The 16,952-nt window shown below is 71.2% G+C and carries 14 protein-coding genes; 6 read left to right on the forward strand and 8 right to left on the reverse strand.

What is annotated here, in order from left to right; genetic code table 11:
* Positions 1-8 precede the first annotated feature (8 nt).
* Positions 9-2,807 (reverse strand): ABC transporter permease subunit, encoded by a 2,799-nt coding sequence (locus FRCN3DRAFT_RS0222020; protein ID WP_007509196.1) that lies wholly within the window; start codon positions 2,805-2,807, stop codon positions 9-11.
* Positions 2,808-3,590, reverse strand: coding sequence for an ABC transporter ATP-binding protein (locus FRCN3DRAFT_RS0222025; RefSeq protein ID WP_007509194.1), 783 nt, complete (start codon positions 3,588-3,590; stop codon positions 2,808-2,810).
* A gap of 650 nt (positions 3,591-4,240) precedes the next feature.
* Between FRCN3DRAFT_RS0222025 and FRCN3DRAFT_RS0222030 the strand changes: the two genes are divergently transcribed.
* Positions 4,241-4,918, forward strand: a complete 678-nt coding sequence (locus tag FRCN3DRAFT_RS0222030; protein ID WP_425343323.1) for a TetR/AcrR family transcriptional regulator — start codon at positions 4,241-4,243, stop codon at positions 4,916-4,918.
* A 35-nt stretch (positions 4,919-4,953) separates the two neighbouring features.
* On the opposite strand, the gene FRCN3DRAFT_RS45670 is transcribed toward FRCN3DRAFT_RS0222030, so the two are convergent.
* Both FRCN3DRAFT_RS45670 and FRCN3DRAFT_RS0222040 read right to left on the reverse strand, forming a co-directional pair.
* Complete coding sequence (locus FRCN3DRAFT_RS45670; RefSeq protein WP_007509191.1) at positions 4,954-6,171, reverse strand: CaiB/BaiF CoA transferase family protein; 1,218 nt, start codon at positions 6,169-6,171, stop codon at positions 4,954-4,956.
* 91 nt (positions 6,172-6,262) lie between these two features.
* Complete coding sequence (locus FRCN3DRAFT_RS0222040; RefSeq protein ID WP_007509189.1) at positions 6,263-7,264, reverse strand: NAD-dependent epimerase/dehydratase family protein; 1,002 nt, start codon at positions 7,262-7,264, stop codon at positions 6,263-6,265.
* A gap of 325 nt (positions 7,265-7,589) precedes the next feature.
* On the opposite strand from FRCN3DRAFT_RS0222040, the gene FRCN3DRAFT_RS0222045 reads away from it, so the two are divergent.
* The gene (locus tag FRCN3DRAFT_RS0222045) at positions 7,590-8,021 is read left to right on the forward strand and encodes a hypothetical protein (RefSeq protein ID WP_007509187.1); all 432 of its coding nucleotides are present in this window, start codon (positions 7,590-7,592) and stop codon (positions 8,019-8,021) included.
* Positions 8,022-8,126: 105 nt separating this feature from the next.
* Here FRCN3DRAFT_RS0222045 and FRCN3DRAFT_RS0222050 read toward each other — a convergent pair whose 3' ends face one another.
* Together FRCN3DRAFT_RS0222050 and FRCN3DRAFT_RS0222055 are read right to left on the reverse strand one after the other, a co-directional pair.
* Positions 8,127-8,438 carry an antibiotic biosynthesis monooxygenase family protein gene (locus tag FRCN3DRAFT_RS0222050; RefSeq protein ID WP_013423807.1) on the reverse strand — a complete coding sequence of 104 codons (312 nt, stop codon included), beginning with the start codon at positions 8,436-8,438 and terminating at the stop codon, positions 8,127-8,129.
* Positions 8,439-8,590: 152 nt separating this feature from the next.
* Positions 8,591-9,361, reverse strand: coding sequence for a VOC family protein (locus tag FRCN3DRAFT_RS0222055; RefSeq protein WP_007509184.1), 771 nt, complete (start codon positions 9,359-9,361; stop codon positions 8,591-8,593).
* 268 nt (positions 9,362-9,629) lie between these two features.
* On the opposite strand from FRCN3DRAFT_RS0222055, the gene FRCN3DRAFT_RS0222060 reads away from it, so the two are divergent.
* Complete coding sequence (locus tag FRCN3DRAFT_RS0222060) at positions 9,630-10,772, forward strand: epoxide hydrolase family protein (protein ID WP_027140830.1); 1,143 nt, start codon at positions 9,630-9,632, stop codon at positions 10,770-10,772.
* Between the two features lie 69 nt (positions 10,773-10,841).
* On the opposite strand, the gene FRCN3DRAFT_RS0222065 is transcribed toward FRCN3DRAFT_RS0222060, so the two are convergent.
* Positions 10,842-11,519 (reverse strand): maltokinase N-terminal cap-like domain-containing protein, encoded by a 678-nt coding sequence (locus FRCN3DRAFT_RS0222065; protein WP_007509180.1) that lies wholly within the window; start codon positions 11,517-11,519, stop codon positions 10,842-10,844.
* 118 nt (positions 11,520-11,637) lie between these two features.
* A complete protein-coding gene (locus FRCN3DRAFT_RS0222070; RefSeq protein ID WP_007509178.1) occupies positions 11,638-12,627 on the reverse strand; it encodes an alpha/beta hydrolase in 990 nt (329 codons plus the stop codon).
* A 370-nt stretch (positions 12,628-12,997) separates the two neighbouring features.
* On the opposite strand from FRCN3DRAFT_RS0222070, the gene FRCN3DRAFT_RS0222075 reads away from it, so the two are divergent.
* The 3 genes from FRCN3DRAFT_RS0222075 to FRCN3DRAFT_RS0222085 all read left to right on the forward strand — a co-directional run bounded on the left by FRCN3DRAFT_RS0222075 (position 12,998) and on the right by FRCN3DRAFT_RS0222085 (position 16,816).
* The gene (locus FRCN3DRAFT_RS0222075; protein ID WP_007509177.1) at positions 12,998-13,936 is read left to right on the forward strand and encodes a ribose-phosphate diphosphokinase; all 939 of its coding nucleotides are present in this window, start codon (positions 12,998-13,000) and stop codon (positions 13,934-13,936) included.
* Positions 13,937-14,036: 100 nt separating this feature from the next.
* A complete protein-coding gene (locus tag FRCN3DRAFT_RS0222080; protein WP_007509175.1) occupies positions 14,037-15,680 on the forward strand; it encodes an alpha-amylase family protein in 1,644 nt (547 codons plus the stop codon).
* Between the two features lie 134 nt (positions 15,681-15,814).
* Positions 15,815-16,816 carry an SDR family oxidoreductase gene (locus FRCN3DRAFT_RS0222085; RefSeq protein WP_027140831.1) on the forward strand — a complete coding sequence of 334 codons (1,002 nt, stop codon included), beginning with the start codon at positions 15,815-15,817 and terminating at the stop codon, positions 16,814-16,816.
* Positions 16,817-16,952 lie beyond the last annotated feature (136 nt).

Here is a 16,952-nt window from a genome sequence, read left to right on the forward strand (position 1 = left end):
GGGCGGCCTCAGACCGTGGCCGCGCCGCCGAGATATGCGGAGGTGAGCTCGTCGAGATCGACGTCCGCGGCGGCGCGCACCCACTGCAACCGGCCGAGGGAGAGGGCACCGACCTGGTCGGCCAGGGTCAGCACCTCCTGCGCCTTCTCCTCGACCAGGATCAGGGTCGTCCCCTCGTCCCGCAGGACCCGCAGCGCCGCGAGCACCTCGCCGGCGACCTTCACCGAGAGCCCCAGCGTCGGCTCGTCGGCGAGCAGCAACGCCGGCGGCCGCGCGATGAAGGGCGCCAGGCTGAGCATCTGCTGCTCACCGCCGGACAGGTTGCCCGCCTCCACCCCGCGCCGCTCGGCCAGGTTCGGGAAACGGTCGTAGACGCTCTCCCGCAGGGCCTGCTCACGCAGCCACAGCTGGAGGTTCTCCTCGACCGTCAGGCTGGGGAAGACCCCACGGGACTCGGGCACCAGCACGATGCCCATCCGGGAACGCTCGTGCGCCGGCGCGTGCGTGACGTCCTCACCCCGGAACATCACCTGACCGCCGACGCCGGAGGTCAGCCCGGCGACCGTCCGGCACAGCGTGCTCTTGCCGGCGCCGTTGGCCCCCAGCAACGTCAGGACGCCGCCCGGCGCGACCGTCAGGTCCAGGCCGTGGAGAACCTCGACGTCGCCGTACCCGGCCCGCACCCCGCGCAGCTCGAGCAGCGCCGGACCCGTGGGCGGGGCGGCCACCGGCCCGCGGGCGGGCGTGGCGAGTGCCGGCGACGCCGTCGCGGCCGTTCCCTGGGCAGGCACAGCCGCGGCGGCGTCGGACGCGACCGCCGGGCGGGTGGCGAGCCGGCGACGATGCCTCAGCCCGGAGACCGAGGCCAGCGCGCCCTCGGGCTGCTGGGCCAGGCCGATCGCGCCGAGCCCGAACAGGATCTGCGCGACCACCGGCGACGTCGTCCCGCCCCAGCCCACCGACCCCAGGTGCAGGCCATGGCTGATCACCCGCGGCAGCGCGACCGACACCAGGCCGGCCACCACCGCGCCCTGCGGGCGGCGGACCCCGAAGATCACCACGGTCGCGAGCCAGAGGAAGCCCATGATCGGCGGCCAGGAGAAGCCCCGCGCGGTGCCCTGGACGCAGGCGAGCAGCACCCCGCCGAGACCCGCCAGCGCCGCCGACACCCCGAAGATAGTCAGCTTGGTCGCGGCGAGCGGCACGCCGCTGGCCGCCGCACCCGGCGCGCTGGACCGCACGGCCGCCATCGCCCGTCCCGACGCCGAGCGCTCCAGGTTCCCGACGACCGCCGCGACCGCCAGCACCACCGCGAACAGCACAACGACCATGACCCGGTCGTCGGCGAAGTCCACCGACCCGACCGACGGGAACGCGAGCTTCCAACCCTCCGTGCCGTTGGTGAAACCGGCGATGTTGAACAGCACCGAGAAGCCCAGCAGCGCCAGGGCGAGCGTCGCCAGCGTGAGCGCGACTCCCCCCAGCCGCAGCGCCGGCAGCGCGACCACGACTCCGATCGCCGTCGCCGCGGCCATGCCGAGCAGCAGGGCCAGCAGGAACGGCCAGCCGTGCCCCACCGCCCAGCCGGCGGACAGGGCCGCGACCGTGACGAAGGTCGACTGCGCCAGGCTGACCATGCCGCCGATCCCGGTCACGACCGTGAACGACATGAACACGATCGCCAGCGCCAGCCCGGACAACACGATCGTGCGCCACGTGCTGTCGGCGAGGAACAGCCCGTAGATCAGCAGGACGGCGCCGGCGATGACCCATGGCAGGTGCCGGCGCCACCGCGGCAGGTCCGCGAGGTAGTCCGGCGGCGGGGCGGCCTCGCTGGCGGTCCCCGCCACCCGCCGGCGCCGCTCCATGCCGACGACGACCAGGGCGACGATCAGCACCCAGTACGGCAGCGACGACCGCAGCCCGTAGACGCCCTCGACCCAGGAGCCGAAGGAGCCCAGGTACTGGCCGCTGACATACCCCTCGGCCAGGTTGCGGGCGGCGCCGATGAGCAGCCCGGCCAGAAACGCGATCGGGAACGACCGCAACCCGGCGATCACCGCGGCGGTCGCCGCCACGAACAACGCCAGCGTGTAGTTGTCCCCGGTCAGTCCGAACGTGCCCGGCAGCGGCGCCGCGAGCACGCCGGCGAGCCCCGCCAGGAAGAAGCTGAGCACCCAGGCCACGCCGGAGGTCGTGTTCGTGTTCGTCCCCCGCAGCCGCACCAGCTCCGGCTTGTCGACCGCCGCCCGCATCCGCAGCCCGAGCGCCGTGAACCGCAGCAGCAGCCACAGACCCACGAACGCGACCAGCGCGACCACCAACGCGATCAGCTGGTTCGAGCTGATGACCAGCCCTGACGTGACCCGGAAGTTCCGCGGCGGGTTCGGCCCGATCCCCGGAACCACGTACGCCGTCGAGGTGTCGACGAACCCGACCCCGAACGTCCCGCGCAGCACGTCACACAGCCACTGCACCAACGCCGGCATCGTGATGAGGATCCCGACGCTCGCGACCGTCGCGGCCGCCTCGCCCGCACCCGCCAGCCGGCGAAACACCAGCCGGTCCCACATCCACCCCGCCGCCGGCGCGAACAGGAACACCGTCACGACGAGCGCGGCCCACTTCGACCAGCCGAGCCCCGTGTTCAGCTGGTAGAAGAGGAACGCGGTCGAGAAGGCCGTCGCGCCGTGACCGAAGTTGAAGATCCTGGCCGTCTGGTAGTTCAGTACCAGGCCGATGGCGAGCAGCGAGTAGATGGCGCCGGAAACGCCGCCGCTCAGAATTAGGCTGACGAACTTGTCCATCTACGCTTTCCCGATGTAGGCGGAGACGACCCTGGGGTCGCGGCAGACCTCGGCCGGGTCACCACTGGTGAGGACCTGGCCGGCGGTGAGCACCATCAGCTGATCGCACAGCCCGACGACGAAGTCGAGGTCGTGCTCGACGAGAATCGCCGCGCACTCGCCCTTCGACGTGAGCTCGGTGACGACCGAGCCCAGACGTTCCGTGTCCGCGGGGCCGAGACCGGAGGTCGGCTCGTCCAGCAGCAGCAGGCGCGGCTCGTCGACGATCGCCCGGGCGAACTCCATCAGCCGCACCTGCCCGATCGGCAGTGTCGCGGCCCGCCGGTCACGGACCGGCAGCAGCCCACACAACTCGAGGACGTGCTCGATGCGCTCCGTGTGCGCCTGCCGGCGGCGCCGCGACGACCGGGCCGCCAGCAGGTCGGCCACGATCCGCCGGCTCCGGCCACGCCACTCGCACGCCACCAGGAGGTTCTCCTCGACCGTCAACCAGCCGAAGGCCTGGTGACGTTGGAAGGTCCGCCGGATGCCATGCTGCGCCCGCCAGGCCGACGACCTCCTGGTCAGGTCGTGGCCGTCGAGCAGGATCCGCCCCGCGCGAGGCACGAGGACACCGGCGAGGGTGTCCAGCAGGGTCGTCTTGCCGGCACCATTGGGCCCGATGATCCCGCAACAGCCACGGTCCAGGGTGAACGACACTTGATCGACGGCCTTGATGCCGCCAAAGCTGATCGAGACATCCTCCACCTGCAGCAATGCAGGGAGGTGTTCCGAGGGGGTCAAAGCGCGGCTCCCGTCTCTGGGCACGGGCCTGGACGTCGACATCGGGCGCAGACCGTGGTGTCGGCACGAACTTCGATGTTGACGTCGACTTCAATGTTCCCGCACGGTAGAACCGTACAACCCCTACCGGCAACGGGTACGCGGGGGTCCCCGCCGCCGAGCCCCCGCGGGGGCCACGGACCGGCCAGCCGGCCTGGAGAACAACGCCGGCCGGAGCGACCCGGCGCCAGCAGGGCCGGGCGAGCCCATCCGGTCCACCGCGACGCCGAGGCGGAACAACGAAACAACGGGCAGGCGACAGGCGAGACGGAGGACCGCGCCATCGGAGACCGAACAGCGCAGCGCCGGTCCGCTCGTACGGACCCCACGCGGCGCCGGCAACGATGCGTGAGGAACCGCGGTCGCGACCGGCCGTCAGGGCGCTCCACCGCTGCTACGCTCGACGCTGCCCGGCACTGCCTGGTCACCCGCCGTCGGTCATCTTTTCAGAGAACTGTGGCGCTTACCCAGAGGGCAGCCCATCAAGCGGCGAACATCACTACTACGCACTCGATCCGACCCCTGGATGACAGGGAACCGGGATCGGCCGTGCCCGGTTCATGTCGTCGGAGAGGACTGCAGTGTCTGAAGGGACCAGACCCGTCGAGCAAATGGCCTCCATTCCCAACGCCAGCCGCGGCTGGCAGGGAGAGACCAGAGCCAAACGGCGCGGCACCGGCCGCACCAGCCGCGGCCGACAAACCCGCGACCAACTCCTCGACGCCGCCCGGGCCGTCTTCGAACGCGACGGCTTCCTGCACGCCCGCGTCGCCGACATCTGCGACGAGGCCGGCACCTCACACGGCTCCTTCTACACCTACTTTGTTTCCAAAGAAGAAATCTTTCGCAAAGTCGTGGAGTCCGTCGAGCTCGACCTGCTCGCCGTCAACGCCGGCACCACGGACGACCCCGTAGAACGCATCCGCGCGGCGAACGAGCACTACCTGCGCACCTACGCCGCCAACGCCGGCATCATGCGCGTCATCCACCAGGTCGCCACCATCGACGTCGACGTCTGGCGCATCCGCTTCCAACGCCAGGACGCCTTCGCCCACAGCATCGAACGACGCATCCGCCAATTCCAACACGACCACCTCGCCGACCCCGACGTCGAACCCGCCTACGCAGCCCAAGCCCTCGGCGGCATGGTCGCCTACTTCGCCGAACTCCTCTTCAACTCCCACGACCCCGTCGCCTTCGACACCGACAAGGCCGTCGACGAACTCACCCGCATCTGGCTCAACGCCCTCGGCATCAGACTCCCCGCCGCGCCCGCGCCCGCGTCATAGCCGGCCGGCGGACCTCAGACGTCGCCACCAGCCAGCTACGGAATGGCGCCCGCGTCCTTCAGGGCGATGATCCGCGACCAGTCGAGGCCAAGGCCGAGGAGCACCTCCTCCGTGTGCTCGCCGATCTCCGGCGCGCGCGGGGCGTCGCCGGGCTGGAACGAGGAGAAGTCGACCGGGGTCGCGACGGTGACGACCCGGCGTTCGCCGGTCGGCGTCGCGGCGTCGTTCTCGCCGGTCGCCTCACCGTCCTCGACGGCGACGGGCCGGAAGACGCCGGCCGCGTGGGCGAACGGGTCGGCGAGCACCTCGTCGAAGGAGTGCACCGGATCCCACCAGACGTCATGGCGCGCGAAGACCTCCGCCCAGTGGTCGAGCGGTTGGCGCGCGAACGCCTCGTCGAGCAGCGCGAGCACCTCACCCCGGTTCCTGCCCAGGTCCGCCATGGTGGCGTACCGCGGGTCCTCGGCCAGCTCGGGGCGGTCGATCGCCCGGGCGATGCCCGGCCAGTGCCGGGCGCCCTGCAGCCCGAGCAGCCAGAACCAGTGGCCGTCGCCGGCCTGGTAGACGGCGAGAATCGGGTTGTACATCATCCGGCTCAGCCCTGGAGTCGCGAGCTGGCCCCGCGCGTGGCTCGCCAGGTCACAACCGATCGTGTAGGCACCGGTCCGCAGCAGCGACGTGGTCACGAACTGCCCGCGGCCATGCGTCCGCTGTTCGACCAAAGCGGCGCACACCCCCGCCGCGAGCGCCATCGCGGTCGGATGGTCGCCCATGCCCGGCCGAGAGACCGGTGGCGGCGTCCCCTCCTGCGTGAGCGCGAACGCGATCCCGGCGCGCGACCAGTAGGCGCCCATGTCGTACCCGGGCTTGTCCGCGCCCTCCCCGGTCACGCCGTATCCGGTCGCGGCGGCGTAGATGAGCCGGGGAAACCGCGCCGACAGGGTCTCGTAGTCCAGACCAAGCCGGGCGAGCGCGGCCAGCCGCAGGTTAGTGACCAGCACGTCCGCGCCCGCCAGCAGTCGTAACAGCACCTCGCGCGCGGCCTCGTTCTTCAGGTCGAGGCAGACGCTGCGCTTCCCCCGGTTGTCCAGCTCGAACAACGCGGTGATGATGTTCCCGCGGTGCGGGTCGCCCTCCGGCGGTTCCACCTTGACGACCTCGGCGCCCCAGTCGAGCAGAATCCCGGCGCAGGCCGGCCCGGCCACCACGACCCCCAGCTCGACCACCTTCACCCCGTCCAGCGGCCCACTCATGCCGGAGCTCCCTTCCTCGGCCGGCGCCATCCGCCGAACGAGGACACGCTGGCGGTCAGAGGCCAGACTGTAACCGGGTTCTCGTTTCCGGTCAGCCGGCGCTCTCGCGCCGCTGCTCGACGTAGAACTTCGCGGCTTCCCGGACGGCGTCCGGCGTCGGGGACGGATGCCAGTCGAGCTCCCTGGTGGCCTTGCCGTGGTCGAGTGGCGGCATGAAATGCATGAGCCGGACGCTGACGGTGGTCATCGGGATGTCACGGCGCAGCACGCGCCCGGCCACGTCGCCGACGCGGCCGACCACCTTCATCGCGGGCAGCGGGATGCCGAAGCGCGGGGGCTTCGCGTCCACCGCCGCGGCCGCGGTCGTCAGCAGTTCCTTCCAGGACATGTAGCGCTCGCTGATGATGTAGCGCTCGCCGACGCGTCCCTTCTCCGCCGCGAGCAGGAACGCGCGGGCGGCGTCCTTGATGCCGACGACCTCCATCGCGGCGTCGCCGAAGTGGACCGGCATCTTGCCGTGCGCGGCCTCGGACACCATCTGGCCGTGCGGCGAGCCGAAGTCGGGCGCGCCGTAGGTCGTCGACACGCACATGACGATGGCGGGGAGTCCCCGCTCGCGGTGGTAGCTCAGGACGAGGTCCTCGGCGGCGACGCGGGCCTGGATGTACGGGCCGCCCAGGTGCTGCCAGGTGTGCGGATCGTCCTCGTCGGCCGGACCGCCGTCCGTCGACAGGCCGATCGTGCCCACCGTGCTGCAGAAGACGAAGCGCCGCACCTTCGCCTCGACCGCGGCGTCCAGCGCGTGCCGCAGGCCGTCGACGTTCGTCGCGAACAGCGGTGCGGGGTCGCGTAGCCAGGCCCGGGTGTCGACGACGCAGTAGTGCACGGTGTCCACGCCGGTCATCGCCGCGCGCATCGCGTCGTCGTCGGTCAGGTCGCCGTAGTGCCGTTCCACGGGCAGGTCCTCGAAGGCCTGCGTCGAGCTGGTCCGACGAATCCACACCCGAACGTCGTCGCCGCGCTCCACCAGCTGCCGCGTGACGTGTGAACCGAGGAAGCCGCTAGCTCCCATGACCAGCTGTGTGTCGACCACGACCTGACCGTCTCCTCAATCGGCTCGCGTCCGACCGTTTCGTCGGCTCGTTCGGACTGCCTCGTCGCGGTGGTGGCACGGGGGCAGCGGCGCTCCGGGGGGAGTCGGCCACTCCCGAGCGTCGTCGGGACGAACAGGCGCGAAGCATACGTATCACGGATCAATTTCCGCGCGGATCGGCGGGCGGGCGGCCCGCCCCGGGGCGGCCCGCCCCGGGGCGCGGCCGCGAGGACGATCGGCGAGCCACGCCTGAGTATTCGCGCCCAGGCGGGTCGGGCGTTCCTGCTCAGGCCCGGGCCGGCTTCAGACCGCCACCATCGGCGTCATGGACAGTCCCCGCCCGGACCAGCCACCCTGGGCCGAGTCCGTCGCCGCCCTGCGGATCCTGCTCGCGGTCGTCTGGCTCGTGGTGCCGGCGGTGGCCACGTGGGACGCGCTGATGTACAGCGTCGCGTTCTTCGGGGAGTCAGTGGATCGCCAGGACATACTGAAGGCCGCCCGCTACCTTGGCATCGGCGCGGCCGTTGCCTTCGGCGTTCCCCCGGCCGGGCTCTTCCTCGCTACCTGGGCCGACAACCGGCCGGCCATCCGCCGCTGGAAGGTCGGCTGTGCCCTGGGCACGCTGGTCGGCGCGCTGCTGTTCGCCGGATGCGTCTCATTCCTTCGGGACACGCGGGATCCGGCGCCCCGCCACAGCCCGACCGGCACCTACTGCGCGGAGTACAGCGGCCCACCGAACACTTGCCCCGGCGGCTGACCACCCGGCCCGGTCACGGCGCCGTCCCTCGGCGCGCGCGGCGCGGGGGCACCAGTCAGCGGCAGCAGGCTGGTGCGCTCGGCGCGCCGTGGGGATGAGACCCCGTCAGGAGCCGCCCGCCACCGAGCGCTGGACGACCTCGAACTCCAGCAGGGACGAGCCGGACGCCACCGGGCGGGCGCGCTCCCCCGAGTGCGCCTCCATGGCCGGCCCGGTGAGCCACGCCTGGAACGACTCCTCGCTGTCCCAGTGCGTCACGACGAAGTACCGGTTGTCGCCCTTCACCGGCCGCAGCAGCTCGAACGACACGAAGCCTGGCTGCCCGTCCACCGCGTGCAGCCGGTTCGCGAACCGCTTCTCCAGCTCGGGGCCCGCGCCCTCGGGAACCTCGATCGCATTGATCTTCACGACAGTCACGCCGCCCAGCCTACGGCCAACCCGGGAGCCGCTGTAGGCCCACCGCGCGCTGCCCGGCGAGGGCCGCGTCCGGCAGCGGCGAACGACGGTGCCCGGCGTCCGGCGCACTCGCCGGACACCGGACACCGCGTTCCGCCGGATCGGCGCCCGCCTCAGAGCCTGATGACCGCGAAGGTCTCCCGGTGCGGGCCGGCGAGGATCGCGAACCGGCCGATGGGGATGTCGGCCGGTTCCAGGATGACCGACCCGCCGAGCTCCACCGTCTTCGCGGCGATCGCATCGGTGTCGCTGACCGCGAAGTAGGTCAACCAGAATGACGGCACCTCGGCGGGCACCATCGCGGGCATGGGCATCATCCCACCGATGATGGCGCCGCCGAGCTTCCACTCGTAGTACTCCATCGGGCCGCCCTGGGCCCCCGAATCGTCCGTGGCCCAGCCGAACACGGCCGGGTAGAAGGCCTTGGCCGCGGCCACGTCGCGGGTGTCCAGCTCGTTCCAGCAGAATGCGCCGGGCTCGTTCGCCAGCTCGGCTCCCTTGTGCATCCCCGGCTGCCACACGGAGATGGCGGCACCGCCGGAGTCGAGGAACACCGCCATCCGGCCCGCGTCCAGGACGTCCATCGGCGCGACGACGACCTGGCCACCGGCGCCGACCACGGCCTCGGCCGTCTTGTCCGCGTCGTCGACCCGGACATAGGTGCTCCAGGCGGCCGGCTGTCCCTCGACGAACAGCGGGCCCAGGCCCGCGACCTGCTTGCCGCGCAAGGTGAACAACGTATAACCGCCCGCCGCCGGATCCGGCGAGACGTTCGCCTCCCAGCCGAACAGGCCGCCGTAGAAGGCCCTGGACGCCGCCGGATCCGGGCTACCAAGATCCACCCAACAAGGAGTTCCCGGTTCGTAGGATGTGAACTCGGCCATTGCGACCACCTCTCGCTCATTTGGCGGACACTCCTGTGTGTCCTGCGGTGGACCGTAGCGGGCAGGTAGGACAGTTTCCCGCCCGGTGGAGTCCCATCGGCGAACCGCGGCTTCATTGGCGCGCAGCGACCGCCAATGCCGGCGCAATCAGGTGACGATGTGGCGAATGTTCGCGTACCTGCGCACGGCCACCGCGTCGCCTGACCGCCGAGTGCCGGCCCGCCGCTTTAGGTCAGGATCCGGCCGGAATCACTTCTACGGTCGGGGCATGACGACCTCGCCAACCATCCAACCGTTTCGTATCGACATTCCGCGGCGCGACCTTGACGACCTGGCCGCGCGCCTGTCCATCGCCCGCTGGCCGGCCGAGGTGACCGGTGCCGGCACCGACTACGGCATGCCCATCGGGGTGGTGCGCAGACTGGCCGAGCGTTGGAGCAGCGGTTACGACTGGCGGGCGCACGAGGCCCGGCTCAACGAGGTCCCGCAGTTCACGACGACCATCGACGGGCAGAACATCCACTTCCTGCACGTGCGGTCCGCCGAGCCGGGCGCCCTGCCTCTGCTGCTCCTGCACGGCTGGCCAGGCTCGGTGGTGGAGTTCCTCGAGATGATCGGGCCGCTGACCGACCCGCGGGCACACGGCGCCAGTCCCTCGCGGGCGTTCCACGTGGTGGTGCCCTCGCTGCCTGGCTATGGCTTCTCCAGCCCCGTGACGGAGCGGGGATGGGACAGCGCGCGGATGGCCCGCGCCTTCGCCACGTTGATGGACCGGCTGGGCTACGAGCGGTGGGGCGCGGTCGGCGGTGACGCCGGCGCCCTGGTCGGGCGGGAGCTGGGCATCCTTGCGCCGGACGGCCTGCTCGGGGTGCACCTCCTGCAGATCTTCGCGTTCCCCTCCGGCGACCCGGCGGAGCTGGCCGGGTTGTCGGCGGCGGACCGGGAAAGCCTGTCCGGTAGCACCTCGGACTTCCAGAGCAAGGCGGGTTACCAGAAGATCCAGCAGACCCGGCCGCAGACACTGGGGTACGGGCTCACCGACTCACCGATCGGACAGCTGGCCTGGAACGCCGAGCTGTGGACCGGCTGGGGCGACTACGCCGACTACCTCGACGTCGACACCTATCTCACCCACGTGAGCATCTACTGGTTCACCCGTACAGGCGTGTCGAGCGCACGGCACTACTACGAGGACGCACGCACCGGAGCCGGCTACCGCGAGCTGCCGAACAAGGTGCCGACCGCCGTCGCGGTGTTCCCCGAGGACTACCGGACCGTACGGGCCTTCGCCCAGCGCGCGAACAACGTCGTGCGCTACACCGAGTTCGATCAGGGCGGGCACTTCGCCTACACCACCCACCCGGATCTGGTGGTTGACGACCTCCGGCAGTTCTTCGCGGGCCTCGCCTGAACGCCGATGCCCATCCGTCGCCCGCCACCAGGGTCACGAAAGGTCCAGAGGAGTGGTCCGCCCTGTCGGCTAGTCGACCGCCGGGGCCGCGGTGACGACGGCCGCGCTTGACTCGGTTCCGTCCGCCTGACGCCAGGGGACCTGGACGTGGCCGCCGCGCTGGTCCACGGCACCCGGACGGACGGGGAGGGCGCGGACGACCCGCAGCAGGAGGTCCGTCGGGACGGCGTCGGCGTCCGTCGTCGAGATCCGCAGCCTCGTCCCGTCGGGACCGTTGCTGGCGAGGGCGCAGCCGGTCACGACGAGGTCCGAGCCGGGCAGAACCGGTTCGCTGCGCACGGTGGGGTCCGGGGTGTCGGTGAGGCTTTGCGCCTGCGGCTCGGCCTTGCCCTGGATCAGCGCGACGAGCTGGGTGACGAACACCCAGTCGTACGTCGCGTCGTACACGTACCTGGTACCGAGCACACCGTGCTCGGTCGTCCCGATGAGGCCGGCTTCCATGCCCGGTTGCGCCTGTGCGTGGTAGGTCATGGGCACGTGATAGGTCACCGGGTCGCCGTCGGCCACGTCCGTGACGATCATGAACTCGATGCCGACCTCGCCGGCCGGGTCGTCGAGCCGGAACCCGCCGGCCTTGGTGAGCTGGGGCGCCTTGCCGGCGTCGAGGTACCAGGGCTGACCGGGGAGCCAGGCAGTCAGCAGTTCCAGCTTGGATGGGACCAAGGTGGTGTTGTGGATCGTCGCCATTCCCGGATTATCTTCCCCGCGGGCAGCCTCTCGGCGAGGGCATCGCGGCCGACGGCCCACCGTCGACGGCCCACCGTCGCCCGCCGGTGACCCGAGCACGATGGCCTGGCCGGACCTGTCATCCCGCGGTGGGCCTGGGTCCCGGGGACGCGGCGCGGGCGAGCGCTCGGCCGACGAAGGCGAGCTGGACGCCGACGGCGGCGCGCCAGTACGTGGGGTCGTGTCCGCCCGGGCCGAATCGGCGTTCGGTCGCCGCCAGCTCGTCCGCGGCCTGCCGGGAGACGGCGTAGAACGGGTCGCTCTGCCCGCAGTCGATTCTGTAGGCCACTCCCGGGGGCGGCGGCTCACCCAGGACCCGGTGGGCCGCGAAGTCGGCGGCGGAGTCGAACGCGCCCGGCGCGCTGGCACCGTAGGCGGGCCACATCGCCGGGCTGCTCGCCGCCACGGCGACGACCAGGTCCGGGTGGCGCCGGGCGAGCAGCAGGGCGCCGTAGCCGCCCATCGACCAGCCGATCGCCGCCAGCCGGGTGGTGCGCAACCCCTGATCCGCGAGGCGGGGCAGGATCTCGGCCAGGATCATCCGTTCCGGGTCGTCGCCGGATCTGCGCGGGTGCCAGTAGGTCTCGCCACCGTCGACCGCTACGGCGACGAACGGCGCCACTCCGGCCCGGGCCGCGTCCGCCAACGCGGCGTCCAGGCCGAGAAGAGCCACGCCGCGGCGCGCGTCGTCGCCACGGCCGTGCAGGACGAGACACACCGGCAGACCGTCGACGGCGCCGGCGACCGGTGAGACGAGCACCATCGAGACGTCCAGACCGCGAGCGGCGCTCCGGAACGTCGTCCGCGTCACCGCGGCCGGCCCGCTCGGTATCAGCGGCGCAGCCTTGCCGCCGGCCGGCGGCGTCGACGCCGCCGCGCCGTCCGCCGCCGCGCCGCTCGGCGGACCGGGCCGCCCGCCGTCCGAGACCGTGGGCCGCCCGCCGTCCGAGACCGTGGGCCGCCCGCTCCCCGCCGGGTCGCCGGAGCGCCGCGCCCACAGCGCGCCACCGACGGCGCCGGCCGCGAACGTCGGCGCCGCCAGCAGTACCGTCCGTCGACTCGGCCGCACGCCGCGATCGTCCCATTCCCGGCCGGCGCCCCGCCGAGCCGGCTGACCAGCGAACGCCGCACCCGCCGGACCAGACCTGTCCGAACCACTCCACGGCACACCGCGCCGCGCACGCCACGCCGAAACCGCGTGGCGCCGCACGCGGCATTTCCAACGTGAAATCAAACCGGTTCCCGCCGCACCCGCCCGCCGCTTTGTTGGCCGAGTCGGCGGGCGAGTCGGCTGGATTCCGGCCGGCCGTCCACGCCGCGCCAAGAGCGCTCAGCCCACCATCCGATATCTCGGTTGACCATTGGATTGATCGGGTCAGCAAGATCCGACCTGTATGATGGGACTTCCCGCAACGTCGCACTAATGTCAGGGGCGGTTTGTGCGAGAGATTGTCGTGTTCAGCGGAAGTGCACATCGGCAGCTGGCGGAGGAGGTGTGCCGACACCTCAAGACGCCATTGTCGCCGGTTCGCATCGACCGTTTCGCCAACGACTGCCTGGAGGTGCAGCTGCAGGCGAACTGCCGCGAACGGGACATCTACATCATCCAGCCACTCGTGAAGCCCGTCCAGGAGAACCTGGTCGAACTACTGCTCATGATCGATGCGGCGAAGGGGGCGTCCGCGGCGCGTACCACGGTCGTGATGCCGCACTATTCGTATGCCCGGTCGGACAAGAAGGACGCGCCACGGATCTCCATCGGCGGTCGGCTCGTCGCCGACCTGCTGGCCACCGCCGGCGCCAGCCGGATCCTCGCGATGACCCTGCACTCACCCCAGGTCCACGGCTTCTTCAGCGTCCCCGTCGACCACCTGCACGCGCTGCGGGAGCTGGCGGAGCACTTCCGTCAGTACGACCTGTCGAACACCACCGTGGTCTCCCCCGACCTCGGCAACGCCAAGGAGGCGGCGAGCTTCGCCCGGCGGCTCGGAGTCCCGGTCGCGGCCGGCGCGAAGCAGCGGTTCGCCGACGACCGGGTCGCCATCAGCGCGGTCATCGGCGACGTCGCCGGTCGCGACATCATCATCCTCGACGACGAGATCGCCAAGGGCAGCACAGTCCTCGAACTGCTCAACAAGCTCCGCGACATCGGTGTCGGCTCCATCCGCGTGGCCTGCACCCACGGTCTGTTCGCCGGCGGCGCGCTCAAGCGAATCGGTGACCAGCCCGACGTCCTCGAGATCGTCTGCACCAACACCGTGCCGATCCTGCCGGAGGAGCGGGTCTCCAAGCTGGAGATCCTGTCCATCGCGCCCGCGCTGGCCGAGGCCATGCGACGCATTCACAACGGCGAGTCGGTCAGTTCACTGTTCGACTGAGCTGGCAGGTAGCCACCCCAGGCCGCCGGCCGACCCGCCGTCGGCGGCGGCGCCGCGAACGCCCCGGTTTGGCGGCTTCGCACCCGGGCAGAGCCGCGACGTGAACGATCGTTGGTACCAGCAGGCAGTGATCTACTGCGTCGACGTCGAGACCTTCCAGGACAGCGACGGGGACGGTACCGGCGACCTGCCCGGACTGATCAGCCGGCTGGACTACCTGTCCCGCCTCGGTGTGACCTGCCTGTGGCTCAACCCGATCCACCCCACCCCGAACCGCGACGACGGCTACGACATCACTGACTACTACGGCGTCGACCCCCGGCTGGGCAGCCCCGGCGACCTCGCCCAGCTGATCCACCAGGCCGGCAACCTCGGCATCCGGGTCATCATCGATCTCGTCGTCAACCACACCTCCGACGAGCATCCGTGGTTCGCGCAGGCCCGCGCCGACCGCGCGTCGCCGTTGCGTGACTGGTACGTGTGGTCGGACGACGCCCCGCCCGACCGGCACCAGGGCATGGTGTTCCCTGGGGTGCAGAAGGAGACCTGGACCTACGACCGGCACTCCGGGTCGTACTACTACCACCGCTTCTACGACTTCGAGCCCGACCTCAACAGCGGTAATCCGGCCGTCCGCGCCGAGATCAAGAAGATCGTCGCCTTCTGGCTTCAGCTCGGGGTCGCCGGCTTCCGGATGGACGCCGCGCCGTTCGTCATCGAGGAGACCAAGCCCGGGGAACCCTCTCCCCCGCTCGACTACCCGATGCTCTCCGAGCTGTACCGGCATATCTCCTGGCGGCGCGGCGACGCCGTCGTCCTGGCCGAGGCGAACGTGCCCGACAAGGAGATCGGCCGGTTCTTCGGCGACGGCGAGTCCGCCGACCGGCTGCCCATGATCTTCGCGTTCGGCCTGAACCAGGCGACCATGCTCGCGCTCGCCCGCCAGGACGCCCGCCCGCTGCGGAACGCTCTCGCGGACCTCCCCGTGCCGCCGGCCGGCGGCCAGTGGTGCACGTTCCTGCGCAACCACGACGAGATCGACCTGGGCCGCCTGCGCGACACCGAGCGGGCAGAGGTCTTCGACGCGTTCGGCCCGGACGAGAACATGCAGCTCTACGGCCGGGGCATCCGCCGCCGGCTGGCGCCGATGCTCGGCGGCGACCGCGCCCGCATCGAGCTGGCGTACTCACTGCAGTTCACCATGCCCGGTACGCCGGTCCTTCGCTACGGCGAGGAGATCGGCATGGGCGACGACCTGGACCTGCCCGAGCGCAACGCCATCCGCACCCCCATGCAGTGGTCCGCGGCGAGCGGCGGCGGTTTCTCGTCCGCCCCGCCGGACGCGCTCGTCCGACCGGTCGTCAGCGACAAGGAATTCGGATACCAGACGGTCAACGTGGCTCGCCAGCGGCTGGAGCCCGACTCCCTGCTGTCCTGGTTCGAACGGATGATCCGCGCCGCGCGCGAATGTCCCGAGACCGGGCTCGGCCGGTGGCAGGTGTTGCCCGTCAGGGCGAGGTCCGTCCTCGCCGTTCGATTCGACGCCGACAGCGGGACCGTCCTGTTCACCCACAACCTGGCCGACAAGCCGGTGACCGTCGACATCGGCCGCCAGCCCGGGCAGGACGAGGAACCGGTCGAGTTGTTCGCCGACCACGACTACGCCCCACCCGGCCGCGACCTGAACGGTCTCGAGCTGGGCCGGTATGGCTACCGCTGGTTCCGCTTGGCCCGGCACGGCTGAGAACTCCCCAGGCCACCGAGGGTACGACGGGCTGTCTCGGGAATTCATGAGAGGTGAGCCCACAGGAAAGGGAGCCGACACCGATGCCTCTATGGAACGGACGTCGTAAGAGGAGGAAGACCGACCACCGGGTCGTGGTCGTCACCGGCGCCAGCGGCGGCATCGGGCGCGCGACCGCCCGGGCGTGCGCCGCCCGCGGCGCGTCCGTCGGCCTGCTCGCCCGTGGTGAGGCCGGCCTGGCCGCCGCCGCCGGAGAGGTCGCCGAAGCGGGTGGCCAGGCATTGGCGATCCCCGTCGACGTGGCCGACGCCGACGGCGTCGCCCAGGCGGCGCGGCGGATCGAGGACGAGCTCGGGCCGATCGACGTGTGGGTCAACGTCGCCTTCAGCTCGGTGTTCGCCCCCTTCAGCCAGATCCAGCCGGCCGAGTTCCAGCGGGCCACCGAGGTGACCTATCTCGGCTACGTCTACGGAACGATGGCCGCGCTGCGGTACATGAAGCCACGCGACCGCGGCACGGTCGTGCAGGTCGGCTCCGCCCTCGCCTACCGCGGCATCCCGCTGCAGACCGCGTACTGCGGCGCGAAGCACGCCATCCAGGGCTTCCACGAGGCGCTGCGCTGCGAGCTGCTGCACGAACATTCGAACGTCCACGTCACGATGGTGCAGATGCCTGCGGTCAACACCCCCCAGTTCTCCTGGCTGTTGTCCCGGCTGCCCCGCCAGGCCCAGCCCGTGCCGCCGATCTACCAGCCCGAGCTCGCCGCCCGCGCGGTGCTGTACGCAGCCGACCACCCCCGCCGGCGCGAGTACTGGGTCGGCTCCAGCACCGCCGCGACCCTGGCCGCCAACGCCGTCGCGCCGGGCCTGCTCGACCGCTATCTGGCCCGTACCGGTTTCGCCGGCCAGCAGACCGACGCCGCGCACGACCCCAGTGCGGCGGGCAACCTGTGGAAGCCAGCCGACGCGCCCGGCGGCCACGACTTCGGCGCGCACGGCTCCTTCGACGACCGGTCCCATCGCCGCGACCCCCAGCTCTGGGCCTCCCAGCACCACGGCGTGGTGGCCGCGACCACGACCGCCGCGGCCGCGGCGGCGGCGACCGGCTGGCTTCTGACACATCGCAAGGACAATTAACTTTCCGCTAACCGTCCGCGCACAAATCTGTGGCACGGACTCACGGATGATCACTAATCCCGAAAACATGACGAAATGCCCGGCCCAACTTTGTCCGGACCGGGAACAGTCTGTCGGCTAGGCCCGTTGGCGCTGG

It is taken from the genome of Pseudofrankia saprophytica, from assembly GCF_000235425.2.
In the GTDB taxonomy this organism is placed as follows: domain Bacteria; phylum Actinomycetota; class Actinomycetes; order Frankiales; family Frankiaceae; genus Pseudofrankia; species Pseudofrankia saprophytica.